18 protein-coding genes are annotated in these 24905 nt (G+C 73.8%); 8 read left to right on the top strand and 10 right to left on the bottom strand.

Translation table 11 applies throughout. The features are described from left to right. The first annotated feature begins 12 nt into the window (after positions 1-12). Positions 13-465 carry a GNAT family N-acetyltransferase gene (locus tag ACWGO8_RS12690; protein ID WP_452043368.1) on the top strand — a complete coding sequence of 151 codons (453 nt, stop codon included), beginning with the start codon at positions 13-15 and terminating at the stop codon, positions 463-465. 8 nt (positions 466-473) lie between these two features. Continuing rightward, positions 474-815, top strand: a complete 342-nt coding sequence (locus ACWGO8_RS12685) for an MGMT family protein (RefSeq protein ID WP_452043367.1) — start codon at positions 474-476, stop codon at positions 813-815. 6 nt (positions 816-821) lie between these two features. Here the strand turns inward: ACWGO8_RS12685 and ACWGO8_RS12680 are convergent, their stop codons facing one another. Beyond that, positions 822-2618, bottom strand: coding sequence for a histidine kinase (locus tag ACWGO8_RS12680; protein ID WP_452043366.1), 1797 nt, complete (start codon positions 2616-2618; stop codon positions 822-824). Continuing rightward, entirely contained in the window at positions 2618-3280 is a 663-nt protein-coding gene (locus tag ACWGO8_RS12675; protein WP_452043365.1) for a response regulator, read from the bottom strand. Before ACWGO8_RS12675 ends, ACWGO8_RS12680 begins: the two co-directional genes overlap by 1 nt. A 231-nt stretch (positions 3281-3511) precedes the next feature. Here ACWGO8_RS12675 and ACWGO8_RS12670 point away from each other — a divergent pair, with 231 nt between their 5' ends. Together ACWGO8_RS12670 and ACWGO8_RS12665 are read left to right on the top strand one after the other, a co-directional pair. Beyond that, positions 3512-4057, top strand: coding sequence for a hypothetical protein (locus tag ACWGO8_RS12670; protein ID WP_452043364.1), 546 nt, complete (start codon positions 3512-3514; stop codon positions 4055-4057). After that, on the top strand, positions 4054-5355 hold the full coding sequence (locus ACWGO8_RS12665; RefSeq protein WP_452043363.1) for a type III PLP-dependent enzyme: 1302 nt from the start codon (positions 4054-4056) through the stop codon (positions 5353-5355). Before ACWGO8_RS12670 ends, ACWGO8_RS12665 begins: the two co-directional genes overlap by 4 nt. Before the next feature lie 95 nt (positions 5356-5450). Here the strand turns inward: ACWGO8_RS12665 and ACWGO8_RS12660 are convergent, their stop codons facing one another. Continuing rightward, positions 5451-7259 carry an ABC transporter ATP-binding protein gene (locus ACWGO8_RS12660; protein ID WP_452043362.1) on the bottom strand — a complete coding sequence of 603 codons (1809 nt, stop codon included), beginning with the start codon at positions 7257-7259 and terminating at the stop codon, positions 5451-5453. After that, positions 7256-9184, bottom strand: a complete 1929-nt coding sequence (locus tag ACWGO8_RS12655) for an ABC transporter ATP-binding protein (RefSeq protein ID WP_452043361.1) — start codon at positions 9182-9184, stop codon at positions 7256-7258. Before ACWGO8_RS12655 ends, ACWGO8_RS12660 begins: the two co-directional genes overlap by 4 nt. 427 nt (positions 9185-9611) lie before the next feature. Here ACWGO8_RS12655 and ACWGO8_RS12650 point away from each other — a divergent pair, with 427 nt between their 5' ends. From ACWGO8_RS12650 to ACWGO8_RS12635, 4 genes are read left to right on the top strand one after another with little or no spacing between them, the layout of a single operon-like run. Beyond that, positions 9612-12686 carry a hypothetical protein gene (locus ACWGO8_RS12650; RefSeq protein WP_452043360.1) on the top strand — a complete coding sequence of 1025 codons (3075 nt, stop codon included), beginning with the start codon at positions 9612-9614 and terminating at the stop codon, positions 12684-12686. Then, positions 12683-15433 carry an FtsX-like permease family protein gene (locus ACWGO8_RS12645; RefSeq protein ID WP_452043359.1) on the top strand — a complete coding sequence of 917 codons (2751 nt, stop codon included), beginning with the start codon at positions 12683-12685 and terminating at the stop codon, positions 15431-15433. The genes ACWGO8_RS12650 and ACWGO8_RS12645 overlap by 4 nt, the downstream gene beginning before the upstream one ends. A 5-nt stretch (positions 15434-15438) precedes the next feature. Continuing rightward, the gene (locus ACWGO8_RS12640) at positions 15439-16479 is read left to right on the top strand and encodes an ABC transporter ATP-binding protein (protein WP_452043358.1); all 1041 of its coding nucleotides are present in this window, start codon (positions 15439-15441) and stop codon (positions 16477-16479) included. Then, positions 16476-17159, top strand: coding sequence for an ABC transporter ATP-binding protein (locus ACWGO8_RS12635; protein ID WP_452043357.1), 684 nt, complete (start codon positions 16476-16478; stop codon positions 17157-17159). Before ACWGO8_RS12640 ends, ACWGO8_RS12635 begins: the two co-directional genes overlap by 4 nt. Before the next feature lie 9 nt (positions 17160-17168). Here the strand turns inward: ACWGO8_RS12635 and ddaH are convergent, their stop codons facing one another. From ddaH to ACWGO8_RS12605, 6 genes are all read right to left on the bottom strand, one after another. Further along, complete coding sequence (gene ddaH, locus ACWGO8_RS12630) at positions 17169-18425, bottom strand: dimethylargininase (protein WP_452043356.1); 1257 nt, start codon at positions 18423-18425, stop codon at positions 17169-17171. Positions 18426-18456: 31 nt separating this feature from the next. Beyond that, entirely contained in the window at positions 18457-19551 is a 1095-nt protein-coding gene (locus ACWGO8_RS12625; RefSeq protein WP_452043355.1) for a Glu/Leu/Phe/Val dehydrogenase dimerization domain-containing protein, read from the bottom strand. Positions 19552-19661: 110 nt separating this feature from the next. After that, positions 19662-21275, bottom strand: a complete 1614-nt coding sequence (gene purH / locus ACWGO8_RS12620; protein WP_452043354.1) for a bifunctional phosphoribosylaminoimidazolecarboxamide formyltransferase/IMP cyclohydrolase — start codon at positions 21273-21275, stop codon at positions 19662-19664. After that, positions 21272-21865: a phosphoribosylglycinamide formyltransferase gene (purN, locus tag ACWGO8_RS12615; RefSeq protein WP_452043353.1), complete on the bottom strand. Its 594-nt coding sequence runs from the start codon at positions 21863-21865 to the stop codon at positions 21272-21274. Before purN ends, purH begins: the two co-directional genes overlap by 4 nt. A gap of 116 nt (positions 21866-21981) precedes the next feature. Beyond that, positions 21982-23538, bottom strand: coding sequence for an APC family permease (locus ACWGO8_RS12610; protein ID WP_452043352.1), 1557 nt, complete (start codon positions 23536-23538; stop codon positions 21982-21984). A 61-nt stretch (positions 23539-23599) separates the two neighbouring features. Then, entirely contained in the window at positions 23600-24892 is a 1293-nt protein-coding gene (locus ACWGO8_RS12605) for a cell division protein PerM (protein WP_452043351.1), read from the bottom strand. Between the last annotated feature and the right edge of the window lie 13 nt (positions 24893-24905).

Below are 24905 nucleotides of genomic sequence, written 5' to 3'. Positions count from 1 at the left end.
AGCCTTAGCGGCATGGCTGATCTGCGACTCGAAGAACTGAACGCGACGAACATCGTGGCCGCGAACAACCTGTCGCTCAAGCCCGGGCAGGAGCAGTTCATCGCCCCGGTCACCTACGCCGCCGAGGCCTCGGTCGTGAATCCCGACACCGCATGGCAGCGCGTCGCCCTCTCCGAGGAGCGCGTCGTCGGGTTCATCCACGGCAACTTCGACCCCGAGAACGTCCACGAGGAGTTCCGCGCCTGCATCTGGCGGATCAACGTCGACGCCGAGGTCCAGGGCAAGGGCGTCGGCCGCTTCCTCGCACACGCCCTCGCCGAGGAGGCCAAGCGCCGCGGCTTCGACCGCATCACGGTGCTGTGGGAGCCGGGCGCCGAGGGCCCCGGCGAGTTCTTCCACCGCATCGGCTTCCAGGACGTCGGCGAGACGCAGTACGGCGACGTGATCGGCGCCCTCGCGCTCTGAGCGCACGGATGCCGCAGCCCGCTGCCGCGCGTCGCGCCCCCGAGCCGCCGGCGGGCTTCGTCGAGGCCGTGCTCGCCGTCGTCGACGACATCCCCCCGGGCTGCGTCGCGACGTACGGCGACATCGCCGCGATCCTCGGGTCGCGCGGCGCGCGCGCCGTCGGGCAGGTCATGGCGAGGTACGGCTCGGATGTCCCGTGGTGGCGCGTCGTGCGCGCGGGCGGACGTCCGCCGTCGGGGCACGCCGCCTCGGCGCGGCCGCACTACGACGCCGAGGGCACACCGCTCGTCACGACGACCGACGAGGACGGCTACCGCATCGTCATCGCCGCGTGCCGCTGGCGGCCGTGACGCCAGTCAGTCCCCGTCGAGCGGCGGGCCGAGCGGGATCCGCACGCTGAGGGTCGTGCCCGCGCCGGGCGGGCTGTCGACCTCGAGCGAGCCGCCCACGGCGTCGACGCGGTCGGCCACGCCGAGCATGCCCGTGCCCTTGTCGAGCGACGCGCCGCCGACGCCGTTGTCGCGCACGACCAGGTCGAGGTCGTCGCCCTCGACGTAGGCGCGCACCCACGCCCGGCTCGCGCCGGAGTGCTTCGCCACGTTCGCGAGCGCCTCGGAGAGCACGAAGTACGCCGTCGACTCGATGAGCTCGGGCAGGCGCCCCTCGGCCTGCACGTCGACCTCGACAGGCACCGGGCAGCGCCCGGCGAGCTCGGGCACGGCGAGCGCGAGTCCGCCCGACGAGAGCAGGCTCGGGTGGATGCCGTGGGCGAGCTCGCGGAGCTCGCGCAGCGCCATGTTCAGCATCTGGATGGTGCCCTCGAGCTCGGTCGCGAGCGCCAGCTCGTCGGTGTCGCGCGCCTCGTTCGCCGCGAGTCGCAGGCGCATGCCGAGCGACACCAGGTGCTGCTGCGCGCCGTCGTGCAGGTCGCGTTCGATGCGCCGCCGGGCCTCGACGCCCGCCTCGACGATGCGCTGGCGGGACTGGCGGACCTGCTCGAGCGTGCGCTCGATCTCGGACCGCAGCCGGCCGTTGTCGACCGAGAGCCGGAGGGCGCTCGACACGCCGTCGAGGAGGCGGGAGTTGTCGGTGAGCACGCGGTCGTGCCGGATGAGCGCGATGGGAGCGCCGAGGGGCGACGCGACGGGGAGGATGCTGTGGCTGCCCCGGGGATCGGCGTCGGCACCCTCGATGGGCGTGCCCGCGGCATCCGCGTACCGGCCCTTCTCCTCGTCCCACCAGTAGACGCGGACCGATGCGTCGCGCAGGGTGCGGGCGAGCGACTCGGCCCAGAGCCCGCGGTCAGCGCCCTCGCGCGTGATGCGCATGAGGTCGGCGACGCGGGCGCGCATGTTGCGCGTGTGCGCCACGCCGGCGTCGAAGCACACGGGGATCGACGCCATCGCGATGAGCGAGACGGTGGCGAGCACGGTGTCGGCCGTGGTCTGCACCGCGTACGTGACCGCCTGCGCGGCGAGCGTCGTCGCCCACGCGAAGAGCGCGAGGGGCATGAGGAACGCGACCGTGCGCGCCGGGACGCTGCCGCGCACCCAGCGCACGAGCAGCCGGGCGGCGATGATGAGCGCGAACGCGCCGCCGACCATGCGGTAGCCGATGTCGATGAGCGCGAACAGCGTCGGCGCGTCGGCGACCTGGTACGGGTTCGGCGCGACGCACCCGCACGACACGTTCTCGGGGGTCGCGAGCAGCACGACGGCGAGGAAGTTCACGACCGTGGCAACGAGTGCGATGCCCGCGATCCAGCGGTCGAAGCGGTCGCTGAGGTAGCCCTTCGGGTAGACCATCACCAGGATGCCGGCGACGACCGCCCAGCCGAGGTCCACGCCGCGCACGATGGGCCAGAGCCAGTCGATGCCGCCGATGACCCAGTAGATCGACTGCGGGATCCACAGCACCACGAACGTCACCATGAGCCGCGCGGGCACGGGCGTCGGGGCGGTGCGCCACGCGACGCCGGCGCACGCGGCGAAGACGAGCGGCACGACGGTGTGCAGGGTGGTGTACGACACCTCGGGGCGCTCGCCGGCGGGCGTCGCCATGAATCCGGCGATCTCCATCCACAGGCTCAGCGCGATGACCGCGACGATGATCGCGGTGCGCCTGGCGATCCGGCCTCTGCGGCCGGAGGCCATCACCGTTCGCCGAGGAGCGTGAGCACGGCGAGCACGCGGCGGTGATGCTCGGGCGACTCCTCGAGGTCGAGCTTCTGCAGGATGCTCCGCACGTGCGTCTCGACCGTCTTCAGGCCGAGGAACAGCGTCTGGGCGATGCCGCCGTTGGAGTAGCCCTGCGCCATGAGCTCGAGCACCGATCGCTCCCGCTCGGTGAGGCGCGACAGCGGGTCGTCGGCGCGGGTGCGCTTCACCAGCTGCTCGACCACCTCGGGGTCGACCACGGAACCGCCCGACGCGACCGTCTCGACGGCGCGCACGAGCGTCTGCGGCTCCGACACGCGCTCCTTCAGCAGGTAGCCCGTGCCGCTGCCGGCGCCCATGACGCGCAGCGCGTACTCGGGCGTCGCGTACATCGACAGCAGCAGCACGCCGATCGTGGATCCGCTCTCGCGGATCTGCTCGAGGGCGACGATGCCCTCGTCGCGGTGGCTCGGCGGCATCCGGATGTCGAGGACGGCGACGTCGACGCCGCCCTCGCTCACCACCTCGAGCAGTTCGTCGCCGGTGCCGACCGAGGCCACGACCTCGATGCCACCGCCTTCGAGGACCTTCGCGATACCCTCGCGCAGCAGGAGCGCGTCGTCCGCGATCGCGACGCGCAGGGGTCGTGCGTCGTTCATCGCACCTCCGTCCGAAGGCAGGGGCGACCGTTCGGGGGAGGCCACCCGCCTGTGCCGACTGTATCGCGTCCGCCGCATGCGCGGTTTCACCCAGTTCTGGGGGTTGATCCGCGTGTTTCCGCCGCGGGCGGCTCTCCGGACGGGCACGACCGGACGTTCAGGGGCAGCCCCCACGCATTCGGGGTGACCGCCCGGATCCGGCTGCGGCGGCCGCCGAGCAGCATCGAGGGCATGTCCACGATCGACCGGGTACGGGTGAAGGGCTGGGTGCTGCGCTACCTCCCGCTCGAGGTGCTCGGCACGATCGCCGCGCTGGTCGCGGCCTGGGCGGCGTACGAGGCATCCGGCTCGCTCGCGATCGCCGCGATCGCCGGGTCGCTCGGCGAGAGCGTCGGGTACTACGCGCTCGTGGTCGTGCGATCGGCGCGCGGCCACGCGGCATCCGCCCGGGTCCGCATGCTGCCGGGCGTCGCACGCCGTGCATGGGCCACCACGTGGCTCACCGCGCGTTCGGTCGCCGCCGAGTTCGGGCCGGCCGAGCTCGTGGACACCATCGTCGTGCGGCCCGCGCTGCTGTGGGCCGCGTCCGCGATCTGGGGCGCCGCCCCCGTCGCGTGGCTCGTCGGCAAGCTCGCCGCCGACGTCGTGTTCTACACGGTCGCGATCGCCTCGTTCGAGGCCGGTCGCCGCATCATCCTCCCCGACGGCGGGCGGTCCTCCGAGGCATCCGCCGCCGCCCTCCTCTCCGAACCCCAGCGTGAAGGGGCACTGCGATGACCACCACGATCGCGGAACGGACCCGGCGCATCGCCGAGCGTGCCGCCCGCACCACCAGGACCGAGCCCGACCCGACCCCGCCCGAGCAGCCCTCGCACCGCGAGGAGGTGCGGCGCGAGCTCGCCGCCTACGCCGCGCGCGTGCGCGTGACCGACCTCGTGCGCGAGCACGGCAGCCCGTTGTTCGTGCTCGACGTCGACCGCGTGACGACGCAGCTGCTCGCGCTCCGCCGCGAGCTGCCCGGCGTGCAGATCCACTTCGCGACGAAGTCGCTCCCCCACCCCGCCGTGATCCGCGCCGTCGACGCCTTCGGGGCGACCTTCGAGGTCGCGTCGCGCGGCGAGATCGACCTGCTCGAGCGCGAGGGCGTCGCGATCGAGCAGTGCCTGCACACGCACCCCGTGAAGACCGTGGCCGACATCACGGGCGCCTACCTCCGCGGCATCCGCACGTTCGTCGTCGACAGCCACTCGGAGGTCGGCAAGTTCCGCGGGCTCCCCGCCGACGTCGCCGTGCTCGTGCGACTCTCGTTCCCGAATCCGGCGGTCACCTGCGACCTGTCGTCGAAGTTCGGCGTCGCGCCCGAGGAGGCCGACGCACTCGTCGCGCACTGCCTGCGCGCCGGGCTCCGCGTCGCCGGGTTCACGTTCCACGTCGGCAGCCAGACCGTCTCGGCGCGGCCGTGGATGCGCGCCATCCACCGCACGCTCGGGCTCATGCGACGCCTCGAGCACGCGCACGGCATCCGGTTCGACACGCTCGACATCGGCGGCGGCTTCCCGATCGCCTACGACGAGCCCGTGCCGGCGTTCGCCGAGCTCGCACGCGGCATCCGCTCGGCCCTCGCGGCCGCGCCCTCGCGCTACCGCATCCTCGTCGAGCCGGGCCGCTTCGTCTCGGCGCCCGCGATGATGCTCGCGACGCGGGTCGTGGGCACGACCGAGCGGGCCGACGGCGCATGGGCCTACCTCGACGACGGCGTCTACGGCGCGTACTCGAACATCCCGTCGGAGCAGACGCATCCGCTCGTCTTCGCCGCGGCCGAGCTCGACGCGCAGCCCGTGCGCGAGCCCGAGCGGGCGCGCGTCGAGCGGCGGCTGCGGGCGCGCCGGCACCGCCCGGTCACGCTCGCGGGACCGACCTGCGACAGCCTCGACGTCATCGCCAGGGACATGCCGCTGCCGACGCTGCGGGCGGGCGACCTGCTGGTCAGCCCCATGATGGGCGCGTACACGCTCGCCACGGCGACGGGCTTCAACGGCTTCGCGCCGACGCCCGTCGTCGTGGTGCCGGCGTGAGCGGATGCCGCGGGTCGGCGCCTGCGCGCCCCGCATGACGTGAGCGGATGCCGCGAGCCCGTGCCCGCGGCATCCGCCCCGCTCGTCGTCACCCCCTAGACGAGCGAGTCGCGCCAGGCCGTGTGCAGCGCGGCGAACCGGCCCTCCCCGCCGATGAGGTCGGCGGGTGCGCCGTCCTCGACGATGCGGCCGTGCTCCATGACGAGCACGCGGTCGGCGATCGCGACCGTCGAGAGGCGGTGCGCGATGATGACGGCCGTGCGGTCGGCGAGCAGCGACTGCAGCCCCTCCTGCACGAGGCGCTCGCTCGGGATGTCGAGCGAGGAGGTCGCCTCGTCGAGGATCAGCACCGCCGGGTTCGCGAGGAACGCGCGCGCGAACGAGATCAGCTGGCGCTGGCCGGCGCTCACGCGTCCGCCGCGCTTGTTCACGTCGGTGTCGTACCCGTTCGGCAGCGACTCGATGAACTCGTGCGCGCCCACCGCCGTCGCCGCGGCCACGATCTCGTCGAACGACGCGTCGGGCCGCCCGAGGGCGATGTTGTCGGCGACCGACCCGGAGAACAGGTACGCCTCCTGCGTGACCATGACGATCGCGCGGCGCAGGTCCTTCGGGTGCAGCCGCCGCAGGTCGACGCCGTCGAGCTCCACGACGCCGTCGCTCGGGTCGTAGAACCGGGCGATGAGCTTCGCGAGCGTCGACTTGCCGGCGCCCGTCGAGCCCACGAGCGCGACCGTCTGCCCGGCCGGGATCTCGAGGTCGAACCGGGGCAGCACGACGCGATCGGCCGTGTACGCGAACTCGACGCGCTCGAACCGCACGCCGCCGTCGGCGGTCCAGAGGTCGACCGGGTGCGCCGGGTCGGGCACGCTCGGCTGCTCCTCCAGCACGCCCGAGATCTTCTCGAGGGCGGATGCCGCGGACTGGTACGAGTTGTAGAACATCGCGAGCTCCTCCATCGGGTCGAAGAAGCGCTTGGTGTAGAGCACCGCCGCCAGCAGCACGCCGACCTCGAGGGCGCCGTCGACGACCCGGAAGCCGCCGATGAGCAGCACGGCCGCGACCGCGATGTTGCCGATGAGCGCGAGCGACGGGTTGTAGATCGCGAACAGCCCGAGCACGCGCGCGTTCACGTCGCGGTAGTCCTCGACGAGGTCGCCGAACTCGCGCTCGTTGCGACGCTCCTTGCGGAACGCCTGCACCGCGCGGATGCCCGTCATGGTCTCGACGAACTGCACGATGAGCTTCGCGCTCGCGACGCGGGAGCGCCGGAACAGCTTCTGCGAGCGCAGCTGGAACCACCGCGTGAGCAGCGCGAGCGGCAGCAGCGTGGCCACCAGCACGAGGCCCGAGACCCAGTCGAGCCACACGAGCGCGATCGCGGTGAACACCATGTACAGCACGCCGCGCACGAGCTGGTTGATGCCCTCGTCGAGCAGCTCCCGGATCGCGTCGAGGTCGCTCGTCTGCCGCGAGATGATGCGACCCGACGTGTACGACTCGTGGAACTCTAGCGAGAGCTTCTGCGTGTGCAGGAACACCCGCGTGCGCAGGTCGATGAGCACCGCCTGGCTGACCCGTGCGGACAGTCGGATGTACCACGCGATGAGGAACGCGCCGATGGCGCCCGTCACGAGGTAGGCCAGGCCGGCGAGGCCCACCGGCATCCAGTCCTGCTGCATGAGCGCGGGCAGGCCCTGGTCGATGCCGTACGCGATGATCGCCGGTCCGGCCACCTGCGCGCCCGTCGAGACCACGATGATGGCCATCGTGGCCCACAGCTGCGCCCGCAGGGGGTGCAGCAGCGATCCGAGCAGGCGCAGGCTGCGCGTCCGGATCTGGCGCGACTCGGCCTTCGTGTACTCGTGGCGCTCCTCGCCCTGCACACCGGTCACGGTGCTCATCGGATCGCCTCCTCTCGCACGTTCTCCTCCGGTGGTGTCGTGACGGCCGTCGCGGCCGTCTCCGCCAGTTCCTCGTCATCGATCAGGTCGGATGCCTCCGCCTGGGCGCGACGCTCCTCGTCCTCGAGGCTCGAGATGACGAAGCGGTAGTGCTCGGACTCGCGCAGGAGCTCCGAGTGGGTGCCGACCGCGGTGATGCGGCCCTCCTCGAGGAGCGCCACCCGGTCGGCGAGCATGACCGTCGACGGGCGGTGCGCGACGATGAGCGCGGTCGTGTCGGCCAGCACGGTGCGCAGCTCCGCCTCGACCATCGCCTCGGTCGTGACGTCGAGCGCCGAGAGCGGGTCGTCGAGCACCAGCACCGACGGCTTGGCCGCGACCGCGCGTGCGAGCGCCAGGCGCTGGCGCTGGCCGCCCGAGAGGCTCATGCCCTCCTCGCCGACCTTCGTCTCCACGCCGTCGGGCAGGTCGTACGCGAAGCCGGCCTGCGCGATGCGCAGGGCCTCCTCGAGCACGCGCTGGGCCTCGGCACGGGTGGCGGGATCGTCGCCGGCGAGCTCGGGGCGGCCGAGCAGCACGTTCTCGCGCACCGAGGCCGAGAACAGCGTCGCGTCCTCGAACGCCATCGCGACCTGCCGGCGGAGCTCCTCGCGGGTGAGCGCGCGCACGTCGACGCCGTCGAGCATCACCGAGCCCGACGTGACGTCGTAGAGGCGCGTGGTGAGCGCCGTCATCGTCGTCTTGCCGCTGCCCGTGAGCCCCACGAGCGCCATGGTCTCGCCGGGCTGCAGCACGAGGTCGACGCCGTCGAGCAGGTCGCCGAAGCGGTCGGGCGAGTCCTGGTAGCGGAAGTGCACGTCGTCGAACGCGAGCTCGCCGCGCGGGCGCTCGACCGAGACCGGCCGTTCGGGATCGGTCACGTCGTTGCGGCTGTCCATGATGTCGAAGAACCGGTCGGTCGCCGTGCGCGCGTCGAGCGAGAACGCGAGGAGGAACCCGATCGACTCGATCGGCCAGGCGAGCACCGCCGCCGTCGCGAAGAACGCGACGAGCTGGCCCATGGTGAGCTCCCCCTGCGACGCGAGCCAGACCCCGAGCACGAGGCAGATCGCGAGCGCGACCGTCGGCACGATGAGGATCCAGACCCAGATGTTCGCGTCGAGGCGCGCCTTCTCGATCTCGGTCGAGCGGAGCTGCTCGGCCTGTGCGCGGAACGACGACAGCGCGTGCTTGCCGCGTCCGAACGCCTTCAGGACGCGGATGCCGTGCACCGACTCCTCGACCGCCGTCGCGAGGTCGCCCGACTGGTCCTGGCTGCGCCGGGACACCTCGGAGTAGCGGCCCTCGAAGCGGTAGCCCACGATCCACAGCGGCACCGAGCAGGCCAGGAAGACGAGCCCGAGCACCCAGTTCATCGAGATGAGCACGACCGCGCCGACGATGAGCACGAGCAGGTTGCCGACGAGCAGCACGAGGCCGAAGGCGAGCCAGCGGCGGATGAGTCCGAGGTCGCTCACGGCGCGCGAGAGCAGCTGCCCGCTCGGCCAGCGGTCGTGGAAGCTCACGGGCAGGTCCTGCAGCTTGGCGTAGAGCGCGTTGCGCATGCGCGCCTCCACCCGGGTGGTCGGCGTGAGCACGAGCCACCGGCGCAGCGCGAACATCGCCGCCTCGCCCACCCCGAGCGCGAGCACGAGCAGCGACAGCGGCACGACCGCCGCACGGTCGCCGTCGGCCAGCGGGCCGTCGACGATCGTCTCGAGCACCTGCGGGATGGCGAGCGCGATGAGCTGCGCGACGAGGTAGGCCGCCATGCTGGCGACGATCGCGACCATGGCCGGACCGATGTACGTGCGCAGCCGGGAGAGCGCACGAACGGTGCCGACGCGTGCGGCGGAGGGGTCCTGGTGGAGCGGGGTGGCTGACAAGCCGGTTCCTTCCGGAAGGCGCAGCTGGGGGTCCTCGTGGGACGCCGAGCGGCGTGCTGGATCGAGCGACACGCGAGTGGGCGCGTCAGGGCGCGGGCGGGATGCCGCGCATCGTGCAGGCGTGGCCTGCGGGGCTGGGGTGGGTGCTACCCGGAGATGCCCTCGTGCACGAGGAACGCCGGACGGGCAGCGCCGCCGACCGCGACCGTGCGGGCGTAGCTGTCTGTCGTCATGGTGTCCTCCTGCGTCGTCGTCCCGAACCTCGCGGCCGGCGATCTCTCGCGCAGGCCAGCCCTACAGCCTATGGGGATCGGGCCGTCGCATGCAAGACCGATCTGCGGGGTACGCTGTGCGAACTCGTCGACGTGCGAGGCAGTGCCCTACACCACGCCCTCGCGCGACCGGACCGACGTCACGAGGAGACCCCGTGGGAGCATTGCGCATCGCGTTCGCGCGCGCCGCCGCGCGCGCGGGCGTGCTCGGGTCGATCGCGGCCGTGGTGCTCCTCCTCGCCGGCCTGGGCGCGGGCGTCGCCGACGCGCTCGCGGGCGCCTCGACCTCGGGCCTGCGCGCCGAACTCGCCTCGACCACCGGCACCGACGCCGCCGCACGCTGGCAGATCCGCCTCGCACGCGACGCCGGCGCGCAGGCGGATGCCGCGGCATCCGTGCTCGACCGCATGATCGTGCCGCACGGCGCCGCCTGGACCCGCACGGTCGAGACCGCGCCCGTCGACGCCGTCACCGAGGACGGCACCGCGTTCGGCGCCGTGCTGCTCGCCGATGCGGGCGTGCCCGACCGGGCGGAACTCGCGAGCGGATCGTGGCCCGACGCCGACGAGGCGGTGTCCGCCGCCGCCGCCGCGGACGCCGAGCCGACGACGCTGCATGCGGCCGCCGCCGACGCGCTCGGCCTCGGCGTCGGCGACGTCGTCGTGCTGGAGGACGGCGACGGTCCGCGGCGACTGCTCGTCGTCGGCACCTGGTCGCCGGTCGACCCCACCGACCCCGCCTGGTTCGGTGAGCCGGTCGTCGCGACCGGCGCGGTCGAGGGCGGCGACGGCCCCTTCCTCGTGGGCGACCACGCGATGGACGACCTCCCCGCCGCCACGATCGTCCGCTGGACGGCCACCGTCGACGCGGGCGACCTGACCCCCGAAGCCGCGGCCGCGCTTCGCTCGTCGCTGCCCGACGTGGAGCCGGCGCTCCGCGCGGAGGAGGCGATCGGCACCGACGGTCTCGTCGCGCTCGGCGGACTCGGCGCCACCCTCGACCGCGTGCTCGCCGGGCTGGGCGCCGTGCGCGCGATCGCCCCGCTCCCCCTGCTCCTGCTCGCGTTCGCCGGGTTCGCCGCGCTCGACCGGCTCGCCGCGCTGCTCGCGTCGTCGCGCCGGGGCGAGACGGTGCTGCTGCGCGCCCGCGGCGCCTCCGCGGGTCGGCTCGCACGCGACACGGCGCTCGAGGTGCTCGCGGTCGGCATCCCCGCGGCGGCCGTCGGCGCGGTCGCGGCCGAGGTCGTGCTCGGGTTCCTCCGCCACGGTGAGGCCCGCGCGTGGCCGCTCGCGCTCGTCGCGGCATCCGTGGCGCTCGCAGGTGCCGTGCTGCTCGCCGCCGGGCGGGCCTGGCGCGACGCGACCCGCCCCGTGGTGCGCGGCTCGGGCGACGAGGTCGGGCGGACGCCGCGCCTCGCCGCCCTCGGCGGCGCCGTGCTCCTCGCGGTCGCCGCCGCGGTGTCGTTGTGGCAGTTCCGCCTGCACGGCTCGCCGCTCGTGCGGAGCGCGGCGGGCACGGTCGAGGTCGACCCGCTGGCCGTACTCGCGCCCGTGCTCGTGCTCGTCGCCCTCTGCCTCGCCGCGCAGCTGCTCACGCGTCCGATCGGAGTGCTGCTCGAGCGCGTCGGCGCGCGTCCGACGGGCCTCGTACCGGCGCTGCCCATGCGGCAGCTGGCCCGCCGTGCGGCGTCGTACTCCTCGGCGTCGCTCGTCGCGATGCTCGGCGTCGCGGGGATCACGCTCGCCGCGGTGTTCGCCGGGAGCTGGCAGGCGTTCGACCGGGCGGCATCGGCCGTGGAGACCGGGGGCGACGTGCGCGTGGTCCTCGCGGGGCGCGACGTGGTGCGCGACGACGATCCGCTCGCGCTCGTCGACCCGTTCGCCGAGGTCGAGGGCGTCACGGCGAGCCTGCCGGTCGCACGTGGCGAGGCGCGGATCGGCTCGGAGCCCACGACGATCGTGGCGCTGCCGGTCGGGGCGTGGTCGGCGCAGGCCGGGCAGCATGACGGCGGCGACGTCGCCGGCCGCGGTGGCGGTGATGCCGTGGGAGAGCTCGTCGCCTCGGGCGAGGCCGCCGCACCCGCGCTTCCCGATGAGGCCGAGGCCGTGACCGCCCGCGTCCGCATCGACGCGCCCGCCGGCACGCCCGGCTCGGTGGCCGTGTCGGCGTGGGTCCTCGGCGCCGACGGCGCGGCGAGCCGCCTGCCGGCCGGGGAGTTCGCGGTCGCCGGCGGCGGCGGCACGGCCGAGGCGCAGCTGCCCGATGCGTCGGGCCTGCGCCTGCTCGGCTTCGCCGCGTCGCTCTCGGGCGCGCAGGATACCGACGACGTGACCGTGGCGATCGACGACGTCGCAACCGACGGCGGCAGCGCCGACGTGGGCGGCCTCGCGGTGGACGGCACGCTCGAGCTCTCGTCGACCCGGCCGAGCGGGCGGATCCCGACCACGACCGACCCGACGGACCACCTTCCCGTGCTGCTCGGCGCGGCCCTCGCCGACGAGATCCACGCCGGGCCCGGCGACCCGCTCGCGTTCCGCCTGCTCACCGGCGGCGCCGACGTCGACGCCGTGGTCGCCGGGGTCGTCGACACCGTCCCCGGCGTGGGCGACGCCGGCATCCTCGCCGACCTCGGCGCGCTGAGCCGAGCAGCGTTCGACACCGACGCGGGCGTGCCCGCCTTCTCCGAGCGCTGGCTCGCGACGGCGGAGCCCGACCGGGTCGCCGCGACGATCGAGCGCGACCGCACGGCGGCGCTCACCACGCGCACGGCGGCGGATGCCTCCTCCTCGGCGTTCATCGCGACCGCCCTCGCCGCGCTCTGGGTCGGCGCCGTCGGCGCGCTGCTGTTCGCCCTGGTCGCCGTCGTCGCCCTGGTCGCCGCGCTCGCCCGCGCCCGCTTCGGCGAGGTCGTCGTACTGCGCGTGGTGGGCGTTCCCGCCGGGCTCCAGGCTCGCTCGCGCTTCGCCGAGCTCGCCGCCGCCGTCCTCGCCGCGAGCGCGGTGGGCGTCCTCGTCGGCGCCGTCACGGCGTTCGTGACCGCCCGCGAGCTTGCACGCGCGTCCGTCGCCGGAGCGCCGGCCGCACTCCCCGTCGCGGCCCACGTCGACTGGCTGCCCTGGGCCGTCGTGCTCGTCGCCTTCCTCGGCCTCGCCGCGGCGATCGGCGCGGGCGCCGCGGCATCCGTGCGTCGCGTGGCTGCACGGCCCGGCCTGCGGGAGGAGGAGCGATGAGCGGGCACCGTTCGCACCTGTCGGTCCTCGGACTGCTGCGCCGGCAGTTCCTCGCCGGCCCCGGCGCATCCATCGCGCTGGCCGTGCTCGTGCTCGTGGGGGCGTTCCTCGCGACCGTGGTCCCCCGAGCCGTGGCCGCGCTGCACGACGCCGCGCTGGCCGAGCACCTCGCCCAGTTCCCGGCGAACGAGCTCGACCTCACCATGGAGACGCGCGCGCACCCCGACGCCGGCCCCTCGACGGGCGGCACGTCGCTCGCCGACGACGTCGACGCGGAGTGGGGTCGCCAGGAGGAGCTCCTCCTCGGCATCCGCGACGACCTGCCCCAACCGCTCCGGGGCGTCACGGGCGAGCCGCTCGCCGCGCTGACCATGGGGCCGGTGCAGGCGCGGGTGCCGGGCGCGAGCCCGAGCTCCCCGGTCTACCGCGTGATGCCCGGCTTCGACCCGCGGCTTCGCGAGCACGTGGAGCTGGCGTCGGGTGAGTGGCCCGCGCCCGTCGAGGGCAGCCTCGACGGCGTGACGCCGCTCGACGTGGTGCTCATCGACGCCGTCGCCGACCGCATGGAGTGGAAGCTCGGGGAGGTGCGGTACTTCGGCCAGGGCGCACTCGACCAGCCCATCCGGCTCATCGGCACCGCCGCAGCGGTCGACCCCGACGCCGGCATCTGGACCCACCTCACGAGCGCGCTGACGCCGTCGGTCGTCGACAACGGGCTCGCGCCGCCGGTCATCACGGGCGTCGTCTTCGTCGACCCCGGATCGTGGCCCGCCCTCGCGGAGGTCAGCCTCCCGACGATCATGCAGGCGTGGATCCCCATCGAGCCCGACCGGGTCGTCGCCGGTGAGACCGCGGAGCTGCGCGGGCAGCTCGGCGAGTTCTCGAGCGCCGTCCACCGCCTCGGATCGGGCGAGTTCGACGGCTTCGTCCCGATCGTCGGCGATGTGGGGTTCCTCAGCGGGCTCGGCGACGCGCTCGGCGAGGCGGCCGCCGCCGCGGCCGCGAGCGATGCCGTGCTGGCGACGATCGCGTCGGGCCCGATCGGCGTCATGATCGCCGTGCTCGTGCTCGGCGGCCGGGTCGTCTTCGAGCGGCGACGCACCGGACTCGAGCTCGCCGCGGCGCGCGGCGCCTCGACCGGCCAGCTCCGCGGCATCCTCGGCCTCGAAGGACTCGTGATCGGCGTGCCCGCTGCCGTGCTCGGCGGCATCGTCGGCACCCTGGTCGTCGCCGCCGATGCCGGGCCGGGCGGTTGGCTGGTCGTCGCCGCGTTCGCGCTGACCCCGGCGATCCTGCTCGTCGCGTCGGCCCCCGCGCTCAGCCCGCTGCGTCGCGCCCGCGCCGACCTCGGCGGGGCCCGCGGCGGCAGGCTCCGATGGGTCGTCGAACTCGTCGTCGTGCTGCTCGCCGCGGCGGCCGTGGTGCTGCTCCTGCGGCGCGGGCTCGCGACGTCCGCCGCCGAGACCGGCGTGGATCCGCTCCTCGCGGCGGTGCCGCTCCTGCTCGCGCTGGTGGCGTGCATCGTCGTGCTCCGCCTCTACCCGATCCCCCTCGCCCGGCTCCTGCGCGCCACGGCGGCTCGATCGGGCCTGGTGCCGTTCCTCGGCTCGGCGCGGGCGCTGCGCGACCCGAGCGCGGGTCTCGTGCCCGTGCTCGCGGTGGTCGTCGGCGTCTCGGTCGCCGTGTTCTCGGCCGTCCTGCTCGGCACGGTGCAGTCCGGCGTCGATCGCGCCGCGGCCCAGCAGGTCGGGGCGGATGCCGCGGTGACGGGCATGCCCCTGACCCTCGAGCAGCTCGACGAATTCAGCGCCGTGGCCGGGGTCGACGCGATCGCGCCCGTGTACTCGACCCGCGGCGCCGACCTGTCCCTCGACGGCCGCCAGCGCTCGACGACCCTCATCGTCGTGGACGCCGCCGAGATGCGCGCGGTGCAGGCCGGCCGCGCCGATGCCACCACGCTGCCCGCGGCGCTCGGCGATGCGCCCGACGACGATGGCGTGCCGGTGCTCCTCTCGGGGATCGTCGACGGGCTCGTCGAGCAGGCCGACACCGCGCAGCTCGACGGCGAGGCGTTCCGCGTGCTCGGGGTGGCCGACGGCCGGACGGCGTACTCCCCCCGCGCCAACTGGGTGCTCATGGACAGGGCGAACGCCGAGCCGTTCACCGACACGCTCGTGCCGCGCACGGTGCTCGTGCGCTTCGAGCCCGGCGCCGACGCCCACGCGGTCACGACCGCCCTCGCGTCCATCGCGGGCGAGGGCACGACCGTGGTCACGCCCGACGACCTCGCCGACGAGCTGTCGGGCCGCGCCACCGCGCAGGGCCTCGTGGTCGGGCTCGTCGCCGCGATCGTGCTCGCGAGCCTGCTCACGGCGCTCGCGATCGTGCTCACGCTGGTGGTCGGCCGCCCGGCGCGCGAACGGCTCCTGCCGCTGCTCGCGACGCTCGGCCTCGGTCGCCGGGGCGAGCAGGCGCTCGTGGCCTGGGAGGTCGGCCCCGTGGCCGTCGTGGCCGTCGTCGTGGGCGCCGCGCTCGGCGTCGTACTGCCCGTCGTCGTGCTGCAGGGCGTCGACCTGCGTGCGTTCACGGGCGGCGATGCGCAGCCCGCCATCGCGTACGACCCGTGGCTCATCACGGCGGTGCTCGCCGGATCGGTGCTCGTGTCGGTCGCGGCGGCATGGGCCGCGGCGCGCATCGGGAGCCGCGTCAACGCGGCTCGCGCGATGCGCAAGGAGGAGGAAGGATGATCGGCGTGGCCGAGACGACGAAGGAACCGCACATCCTGTGCACCGACCTCGTGCGGATCTTCACCGCCGACGGCGTCGAGGTGCAGGCCCTGCAGGGGCTGAACCTCCGCGTCGACCCGGGCGAGATGGTCGCCGTCGTCGGCGCCTCGGGCTCCGGCAAGTCGACGCTGCTCACGATCCTCTCGGGGCTCGACACCGCCACGGCCGGTGTCGCCAGGGTCGCGGGCCACGACCTGCTCACCATGGGATCGCGCGAACGCGTGGCCTACCAGCGGCGCACGGTCGGATTCGTGTGGCAGCAGACCTCGCGCAACCTCCTGCCCTACCTCACGTCGGGCGAGAACGTCGCCCTCGCGATGAACGTCGCGCGCACGCATCGTGGCGCCGAGCGCGCGCGGCGGGTCGACGAGCTGCTCGAGCTGACGGGCGTGGGCGAGGCGCGCGATCGACGCCCGGCCGAGCTCTCGGGCGGCCAGCAGCAGCGCGTGGCGATCGCGGTCGCCCTCGCGAACGCCCCCCTCGTGGTGCTCGCCGACGAGCCGACCGGCGAGCTCGATGAGGCCACATCGGCGTCGGTGCTCGAGGCGATGCGCGGCGTCAACGAGGAGCTCGGCGTGACGACGCTCATCGTGACCCACGACCCGACGGTGTCGGGGCACGTACGCCGCACTGTGCAGATCCGCGACGGGCGCACGTCGACCGAGGTGCTCCGCTCCACGCGCGTCGACGAGCACGGCGCCGAGGAGCACGTCGCCGAGGAGTTCGCGGTGCTCGACCGGGTCGGCCGCCTGCAGCTCCCCCACGAGTTCGTGCAGAACCTCGCGCTCCGCGATCGCGTGCGGCTCGCGCTCGAGCCCGATCACGTGGGCGTGTGGCCGGGCCACGAGGGGGCGGATGCCCCGCCGCGACGCACGCCCGCGGCCGGCAAGCCGTCCGCGGCATCCGGGCCTGCTGACTCCCCATCGCACCGCGGGCGCCACGCCGCCCCGGCATCCGACGCCCCCACCGACGCCGTGGCCGGCGCCGCACCCGAGGAGGACCGATGAGCACCCTGCGCGCCGAGGCGGTGAGCCGCGTCTTCGAGACGGCCGGCGAGGCGGTGCACGCCGTCCAGGACGTCTCGCTCGAAGTGCGGCCCGGCGAGCTCCTCGTCGTGACCGGCCCGTCGGGCGCGGGCAAGACCACGCTCCTGAACCTGCTCGGCGGCCTGGACCGGCCGACCGCGGGTCGCGTCCTCCTCGGCGACGACGAGCTGTCCGCGCTCGGCGAGGACGAGCTCGCCGCCGTACGCCGCGACCGGCTCGGCTACGTCTTCCAGTCGTTCGGCCTCATCCCGGTGCTGTCGGCGGCCGAGAACGTCGAGGTGCCCCTGCGGCTGCAGCGGATGCCTCCGTCCGAGCGCGACGCGCGCGTCGCCGAGGCGCTCGGGCTCGTCGGCCTCGGCGGGCACGCGGCCCAGCGCCCCTACGAGCTCTCGGGCGGACAGCAGCAGCGCGTCGGCATCGCGCGAGCGCTGGCCGCCCGTCCGCAGCTGCTGCTCGCCGATGAGCCGACCGGCCAGCTCGACAGCGGCACGGCGGCGACCGTGATGGACCTCATCGGCGAGCTCGTGCACGCACGCGGCGTGGCCGCAGTGGTCACGACGCACGATGCGGCGCTCGTGCGCCGCGCCGACCGCGTGCTGGAGCTCCACGACGGACGCGTGAAGACGCCGTCGATCGCCTGATCGGGTCGCCTACCGGACCCGGACCGACAGGCAGGTGACGCAGCCCTCGAGCTTCTCGAACTCGCTGATGTCGACCGTCACGACGCGGTAGCCGAGCTCGGCGAGCATCGCCGCGGTCTTCGGCGCGGCCGACGACATGAGCAGCGACTCGGGCGACAGCTCGACGACGGCGACGCCCTCGGGCTCGCCCACCGGCAGGAACCGCGGGAACAGGCTCGGCACGTCGACGAGGTCGGGGTCGCCGATGATCGTGCCGTCGGGCAGGGCGGTCATCGTGCTCTTCAGGTGCAGCGCCCTCGTGACGGGCACCGCGACGACGGAGTAGCCGTGCGGCGTGAGGAGGTTGCGCAGCTGCCGGATGCCCTCGGCGTTCGTGCGGCTCGACGCGCCGACGTACACCGTGGAGTCGACCTTCAGCACGTCGCCGCCGTCGAGCGTTCCGGGCAGCTCGATGCGCTGCACGGTGAGCCCCGGGATGGCGCGCACGGTGCGCTCGACCGCCTCGATCTCGGGGCGGCGCGACTCCGCGCCGGGGCTCGTGATCACGGCGAGGTCGCCGAAGAGCACGACCGTGTCCTCGACGAACACGGAGTCGGCGAGCTCGGGCGCCGCGTCGATCTCGAGCGTCTCCCAGCCCTCGGCGAGCAGCGCCGCGCAGTAGTTGTCCCACTGCTCGTCGGCGAGCTCCGTGTCGACCGGAACGCGCTCGCGGTGCGTGAGCTGTCCCTCGTCGAGGTTCGAGGCGGGGATGCGCACGAGCGCCATGCGACGCGGGGCGCGGTTCGGGGCGTACCGCAGGATGCCGCGCAGCACCTTCGGCGCGAGGAACACCTCCGCCGCGGTCGCCGCGAGCACGAACACGAGGTTGAGGCTCACGAGCGAGCCGACCACGAACAGGTAGAGCTGTGCCGAGAGCGGGTTGCCGGCGCCGGCCGCCGTCACGGTGGTGGCGAGCAGCGCCGCGAGGCACGACGAGGTCAGGCCGGTGATGAGCGCGAGGAACCACGCCCGCGTCGCGCCGAGCGAGTTCGCGATCGCGAGCAGCAGCCACGTGATGAGTGCGACGAGCGCGAAGTGCGGGAACAGCTGGGAGAAGATCCGCGGGTCCTGGCCGTTGCCGACGAAGAACGAGAACAGCGCGACGATCAGCGCCGAGACCGCCACCACGGCGGACGACGTGAGCACCGCCAGCACCCGCCGCCCCGTGCTCGGCGCCGGTCGGAACCGGGCAGGGGCGGGCGGGGGCGTGGCGGCGGGGGACGTCATGGCACCGAGCCTATCGGCCGGTGCCCGCCCCTCAGCGCGCGGCGTCGAGGCGCCCGCGGGCGAGCCGCTCGGCGGCCGCGAGCGTCGTGGTGCCGTGCTCCTCGGCCGACCTCAGCACGGATGCCACGGTGTCGCCGATGCCCGCGATCCGGGCGTCAAGGGCGGCCTGGTCGGCGTCGGGCTCGCTGGCCACGTCGAGGTAGATCACGCCGCCGGCGTTGGCGACGAAGTCGGGCGCCCACACGATGCGACGCTCGGTGAGGCGGGCGGCGACGTCGCGCGAGGCGAGCTGGTTGTTGGCGGCGCCGACGACCGCGCGCACGCGCAGCGCGTCGACGACCTCGTGTGTGAGCACGCCGCCGAGGCCGCAGGGCACGAACACATCGGCCTCGACGAGGTGCGCCTCCTCTGGAGCGACCCAGGTGGCGCCGAGCTCCTCGGCGAGCGCGCGCTTGGACTCCGCGACATCCGTCACCGTCAGTCGGGCGCCCGCGGCGGCGAGGCTGCGCGCGAGGCGCCCGCCGACCTGGCCGAGGCCGGCGACGACGAAGTGGCGACCTGCGACGTCGTCCGAGCCGAACACGTGGCCGAGCGTCGCGACGATCGAGGCGTAGACGCCCGCGGCGGTCGCGTCGGCGGGCTCGCCGACGCCGCCCTGCTCGGGCGGGAGGCCGCAGACGTGCGCGGTGCGCTCGGCGACGACGGCCATGAGCTCGGCGCTCGTGCCGACGTCTTCTGCGGTCATGTACGCGCCGCCGAGCGACTCGACGGCGTCGCCGAGGTCGAGCATCGCGGCGATGGTGGTCGGCTCGTCGAGCGTGACGCCCGAGGGGATGCACACGACGGACTTGCCGCCGCCGCGCGCGAGGCCGGCCGCGGCGTTCTTCATGGTCATGGCCTGCGAGAGGCGCAGGGCGTCGGCGAGTGCGTCGGTCCAGTGGCCGTAGCGCCAGAGGCGCGCACCGCCGAGGGCCTGGCCGAGGCGCGTGGAGTGCACGGCGACGATGATGGTGAGGCCGGAGCGGGGGCCGCGGGTGATGAGCACGCGCTCGTGCTCGGGGGCCTCAGTGGGAAGTGCTGCGCTGACCTCGGCTGCAGGCGTGGCCGGGGCGTGGGTGATCGTCATCGATCGGTCTCCTTGTCCATCCGCTTCGTGGGCGGAACCGTGCGGGCGCCTTCTGAGCGCCACACCTCAAGGGTACCGCCGGTGAGCGGATGCCGCGTCCGACCGCGCGCTCAGTGGAAGAAGTGCCGCTCCCCCGTGAAGTACATGGTGATGCCGGCCGCGTTCGCTGCCGCGACGACCTCCTCGTCGCGCACCGATCCGCCGGGCTGCACGACCGCGCGCACGCCGCCGTCGATGAGGATCTGGAGCCCGTCGGCGAACGGGAAGAAGGCGTCGGATGCCGCGACGGACCCTGAGGCCCGGTCGCCGGCGCGCTCGACCGCGAGCTTGCACGAGTCGACGCGGTTGACCTGTCCCATGCCGACGCCGACCGACGCGCCTCCCGAGGCGAGCAGGATCGCGTTCGACTTGACGGCCCGGCAGGCGCGCCAGGCGAAGTCGAGGTCGGCGAGGGTCTCCTCGTCGGCGGGGTCGCCGGCGGCGAGCGTCCACTCCGCCGAGGACGCGAACCGGCGGTCGGCCTGCTGCAGCAGCATCCCGCCCGAGACCTGACGGAGCTCGACCGCGGTGGGCGAGAAGTCCTCGGGCAGCGTGAGCAGGCGGATGTTCTTCTTCTGCGTGAGCAGCTCGACGGCCTCGGCCTCGAATGCCGGCGCCACGAGCACCTCGGTGAAGATGCCCGACACCGTCTCGGCCATGCCGAGCGTCACGGTGCGGTTCGCGGCGATCACGCCGCCGAACGCCGACACCGGGTCGCACTCGTGCGCACGGCGATGGGCGTCGGCGATGGGGTCGGCTGCCCCGGGCGCCGCGACCGCGATGCCGCACGGGTTGGCGTGCTTGATGATCGCCACGGCGGGCTCGTCGAAGTCGAAGGCGGCGCGCACCGCGGCATCCGCATCGACGTAGTTGTTGTACGACATCTCCTTGCCGTGCAGCTGCACGGCCTGCGCGATGCCGGGACGACCGCCCTGCGACGAGTAGAGGGCCGCCTGCTGGTGCGAGTTCTCGCCGTAGCGGAGGTCGGCGGTCTTCGTCCACGAGCCGCCCACCCAGGCGGGGAACGGCGACACGTCGACGGCCTGGTCGGGCGCGACGACGCTGCCGAGGTAGGAGGCGACGGCGATGTCGTAGGTCGCCGTGTGCCGGAACGCCTCGCGGGCCAGCTCGCGGCGCTGCGCGATCGTGGTGCCGCCGCCGCGGACCGCCTCGACGAGCTCGTCGTAGCGGTCGGGCGAGACGACGACGGCGACGTTCGCGTGGTTCTTCGCCGAGGCGCGCACCATGGCCGGGCCGCCGATGTCGATCTGCTCGACGGCCTGGTCGAGCGTGGCACCGGCGGCGACCGTCTCGGCGAACGGATAGAGGTTCACGACCACGAGCTCGTAGGGCTTGATCGCGAGCTCGGCGAGCTGGCGCTCGTGGTGCTCGAGGCGCAGGTCGGCCAGGAGGCCGGAGTGCACTGCCGGGTGCAGCGTGCGCACGCGCCCGTCGAGGTGCTCGGGGTAGCCGGTGACGGAGGCGACCTGCGTCACGGGCAGGCCGGCCTCGGCGATGGCGGCGCTCGTGCCGCCGGTCGAGACGATCTCGACGCCGGCGTCGACGAGCGCCGACGCGAGCTCGACGAGGCCGCGCTTGTCGCTGACTGCCACGAGCGCACGGCGAACGGGCACCCGGTCGCGCTCCCGGTAGAGGCTCGGGTCGATCGAGTGGCCGCTGCTCATCTTCTGCTCAGTTCCTTCAGGTCGAGATGCGAGTTGGCGATGTCGAGCACGGCCTGGATGAGCAGGCGACGCTCGACGGGCTTGATGCGGTCGTGCAGGGTCGACTCGGTGTCGTCGGGAAGCACCGGCACGCGCTCCTGCGCGATGATGGGGCCGCCGTCGACGGAGTTGTCGACGACGATGAGGCTCGCCCCGGTCTGGTCGACGCCGGCGGCGATCGCGTCGCGCACGCCGTGCGCCCCGGGGAACTCGGGCAGGTACGCGGGGTGCGTGTTGATGAGGTGCGGCGAGAAGGCGTCGACCACGGCGGGCGGCACGAGCCGCATCAGGCCCGAGAGGATGACGAGGTCGGGCTCCCAGTGGCGCACCTGCTCGATGAGCGCCGCACCCCACGACTCCCGGTCGGAATACGCCGTGAACGGGACCGTGAAGGTCGGGATGCCGAACTCCTCGCCCAGGAGGAGGCCGTCGGCCTCGCGGTCGGCGCCGATGGCGACGACGCGCGCCGGGAACTCGGCGTCTTCTGAGGCCTCGAGCAGGGCGCGGAGATTGGAGCCTGTGCCCGAGATGAGCACGACGAGCTTCTGCACTCCTCGAGCCTACCCGCTGCGCGGATGCGCACCGTGCGGGGCATCCGCCGCTCGGATGCCGCGGCCGCCGGCGTGCCCGGCCGCCGGCGCTGCCCTGCCGCCCGCGCGCTCCGCGCTCAGACGCCGCCGTCGATCGACCGCGGCACGGCCAGCTCGTCGTCGGGCACCAGCACCTCGGTGTCGCGGTTGAGCGACTCGCCGCGGAAGAACGGCTTCGCCTCGGCGAAGAACGACCACACGACCATGAGCACGGCGCCGAGCAGGAGCGATCCGACGCCGACGACGAACACGCCGCCCACGCCGAGGAGCACCGTGTAACCGTAGTCGGGGTCGAGCATGTCGATCGCCGAGTAGATGAACGCGCCCGTCAGCAGCAGCGCGCCGACCAGCGGGAACACGAGCCGGTTCCAGAAGTTGCGCCACGACGTGAACAGCGTCGACCGGAAGTACCAGACGCACGCGAAGCCCGTGATCGCGTAGTAGAACGCGATCGCGAGGCCGAGCGAGAGGATCGTGTCCTGCAGGATGTTGTCGCTGATGAGCGTCATCCCGACGTAGAAGACGATGGCGACGAAGCCCATCAACAGCGTCGAGAACGAAGGCGTGCGGTAGCGCGGATGCACCGTCGCGAACCGCTTGGGCAGCGCCTTGTAGACCGCCATCGCGAGCGTGCCGCGGGCGGTCGGCAGGATCGTCGTCTGCGTCGACGAGATGGCGGAGATCATCACCGCGACGACGAGCAGCCACGCCCACGGCCCGAACAGCGCGTCCTTCAGCGCGAAGAACACGTCGTCGGCGTTGCCCTCGTTGCCGAGTCCCATACCGGTGTCGCCGAGCCCCGCGTACGACATCGCGGCCACGGTCACGCCCACGTAGGTCACGAGCAGGATGAGGGTCGTGAGCACCGCCGCGCGCCCGGGGATGCGCTTCGGGTCGCGCGTCTCCTCGTTGAGGGCGAGGCAGGTGTCCCAGCCCCAGTAGATGAACAGCGCCAGCAGCACCGACTGCACGAGCGCGTCGAACGAGGTGAACGCGAACGGGTTGAACCAGCTGAGCTGGGGTGTCGTGGAGCCCTCGGGAGCGGTGCCGGCGATGACGTGCCAGGCCGCGAACACGACGAACAGGATGAGGGCGAGGTACTGGATGCCGAGCAGCACGTTCTGCATGCGCTCGCCGATCTCGAGTCCCCGCCAGCTGATCCAGCTCATGAGCGCGATGAACACGACACCGGTGAGCGTCACGACGAACACGTTCTCGGCCAGGTCGGGCGCCACGAGCAGCCAGAAGTAGATGCCGCCGATCTGCGCGAGGTTCGCGAGCACGACGGTGCCGGCGACCGCGACGCCCCAGCCGCCCAGCCACCCCACCCACGGTCCGAACGCCTTCGTCGCCCAGGTGAAGGTCGTGCCGCAGTCGGGGATCTCGCGGTTGAGCTCGCGGTACGCGAACGCGATCAGCAGCATCGGGACGAATGCGATCACGAAGGCGATGGGCGCCTGCTCGCCGACGGCGAGCACCACGAATCCGAGCGTCGCCGCGAGCGAGTACACGGGAGCCGTCGACGCGAGGCCGATGACCGTCGATCCGAAGAGCCCGAGCGTCCCCGTCGCGAGGCCCTTGCCCTCATTCGACGCCGGTGCGGGCGCGGGCGCCGGCGTGGTCGGTGTCGACATCGAACCCCCTCGATCGTGCCGTCACGCGCAGGCTAGCACTCCGTCCGCGACGCCGTGGGGGTCAGCGGTCGACGAGGTCGGCCAGCGCGCTCGGCCGCGGCTCGACGTCATCGCGATCGTCGAACTCGTCGCGTCGGCCGCGGAACCGGGCGGCGTAGGTCCCGACGAGCGCGCCGATCCCGACGGTCGCCGCGGCGACCCCGGCCACGGGCAGCGGTATGGGTCCGACGTCGGCGAGTCGACCCGGCCCGGCCGCCCCGCCCGACCACCACGCGAGCAGGCCCATGACGACGCCGGCGACGACGGATGCCGCGACGGCGACGGCGAGCGGCGCCCACCATCCGGCAGCGCGCGGCACGTCGCGATCGGGGTCCTCGCCGCTGCCGACGAGCCACCCGCCGACGAAGCCGAACAGCACGGGCACGATGAGCCAGAGGGCGCCGAGCGCGGGGGCATCCGTCGGCAGCGCCCCGAGCACCGGGATGCCGGGCACCGGCCCGAGCAGCGTCCCGCCGGGAGCGACGAGGGTGCCGGTGCCGATCGCGAAGCCCGGTCCGAGCAGCCACGCCGCCGCCCAGATCACGAGGTTCGGCAGGAGCGCGAGTTCCGCCACGGTGAGGGCGATCCCGCCGTCGACGCCGGCGCCGAGGGCCTGGTACAGGCCCGCGATCGTCGCGTAGTCCAGCGCGATGAGCACGGCGACGAGCACGGCCGAGATCGCGAGCATGCCGAAGACCGCGCCCGCGCCGATCCGGACGGCCGCGCGGCCGCCGGCCACGAGGCCGGCGGGCATCACGGCGAGCGCCCGGCGCACGAGCCCGGTCGCGGCATCCGTCGTGCCCGACGTGCGCAGCACCTCGCCGACCGCGCCGATCACGACGCCGAGCGCCATGATCGCCGCCGGGAGCCACGCCGCCTGCCAGACGTCGGCGCGGGCGGCGTCGTCGCCCGCGAGCAGCGCGAGCCCGACGCCGACCGCGACGAAGACGACGACGGCGGCGACTCCGCCGCTGAACGAGTGACCGCCCGCCGCCGAGCGGCGCCCGATGCGGCGCCCGAAGGCCACGGTGATGAGGGCGAAGCCGAGCAGCGCGATCGTGATCGGGAACGGGTCGCCGGCGCCCGGAACGGGGATGCGGCCGGCGGTGACCGGGTCGAGTTGCACCACGAGATCGACGCCGTGGCCGAGCAGCCACACATCGGCCGACGTGCGCAGGAACACGCCCGCATCGACGGCGAGCTCGAAGTGCATCGCCCAGAGCAGCATGAGCGGCACGAGCACGATGCCGAGACCGATGAGCGCCGCGACGGATGCCTCGAGGGCAGCCAGCAGGGCGATCGTCGTGCGTCTCATTCCTCGGCGAGCC

This window comes from Agromyces sp. NPDC055661, from assembly GCF_053618135.1.
Note: the sequence above shows the minus strand (reverse complement) of the source record. Positions and strands in the feature narration are given on the sequence as shown.

Coding starts and splice junctions, on each gene's coding strand:
- ACWGO8_RS12690 (WP_452043368.1), top strand. CDS start 13: ATGGCTGATCTGCGACTCGAAGAACTGAACGCGACGAACATCGTGGCC.
- ACWGO8_RS12685 (WP_452043367.1), top strand. CDS start 474: ATGCCGCAGCCCGCTGCCGCGCGTCGCGCCCCCGAGCCGCCGGCGGGC.
- ACWGO8_RS12680 (WP_452043366.1), bottom strand. CDS start 2,618: ATGGCCTCCGGCCGCAGAGGCCGGATCGCCAGGCGCACCGCGATCATC.
- ACWGO8_RS12675 (WP_452043365.1), bottom strand. CDS start 3,280: ATGAACGACGCACGACCCCTGCGCGTCGCGATCGCGGACGACGCGCTC.
- ACWGO8_RS12670 (WP_452043364.1), top strand. CDS start 3,512: ATGTCCACGATCGACCGGGTACGGGTGAAGGGCTGGGTGCTGCGCTAC.
- ACWGO8_RS12665 (WP_452043363.1), top strand. CDS start 4,054: ATGACCACCACGATCGCGGAACGGACCCGGCGCATCGCCGAGCGTGCC.
- ACWGO8_RS12660 (WP_452043362.1), bottom strand. CDS start 7,259: ATGAGCACCGTGACCGGTGTGCAGGGCGAGGAGCGCCACGAGTACACG.
- ACWGO8_RS12645 (WP_452043359.1), top strand. CDS start 12,683: ATGAGCGGGCACCGTTCGCACCTGTCGGTCCTCGGACTGCTGCGCCGG.
- ACWGO8_RS12635 (WP_452043357.1), top strand. CDS start 16,476: ATGAGCACCCTGCGCGCCGAGGCGGTGAGCCGCGTCTTCGAGACGGCC.
- ddaH (WP_452043356.1), bottom strand. CDS start 18,425: ATGACGTCCCCCGCCGCCACGCCCCCGCCCGCCCCTGCCCGGTTCCGA.
- ACWGO8_RS12625 (WP_452043355.1), bottom strand. CDS start 19,551: ATGACGATCACCCACGCCCCGGCCACGCCTGCAGCCGAGGTCAGCGCA.
- purH (WP_452043354.1), bottom strand. CDS start 21,275: ATGAGCAGCGGCCACTCGATCGACCCGAGCCTCTACCGGGAGCGCGAC.
- ACWGO8_RS12610 (WP_452043352.1), bottom strand. CDS start 23,538: ATGTCGACACCGACCACGCCGGCGCCCGCGCCCGCACCGGCGTCGAAT.
- ACWGO8_RS12605 (WP_452043351.1), bottom strand. CDS start 24,892: ATGAGACGCACGACGATCGCCCTGCTGGCTGCCCTCGAGGCATCCGTC.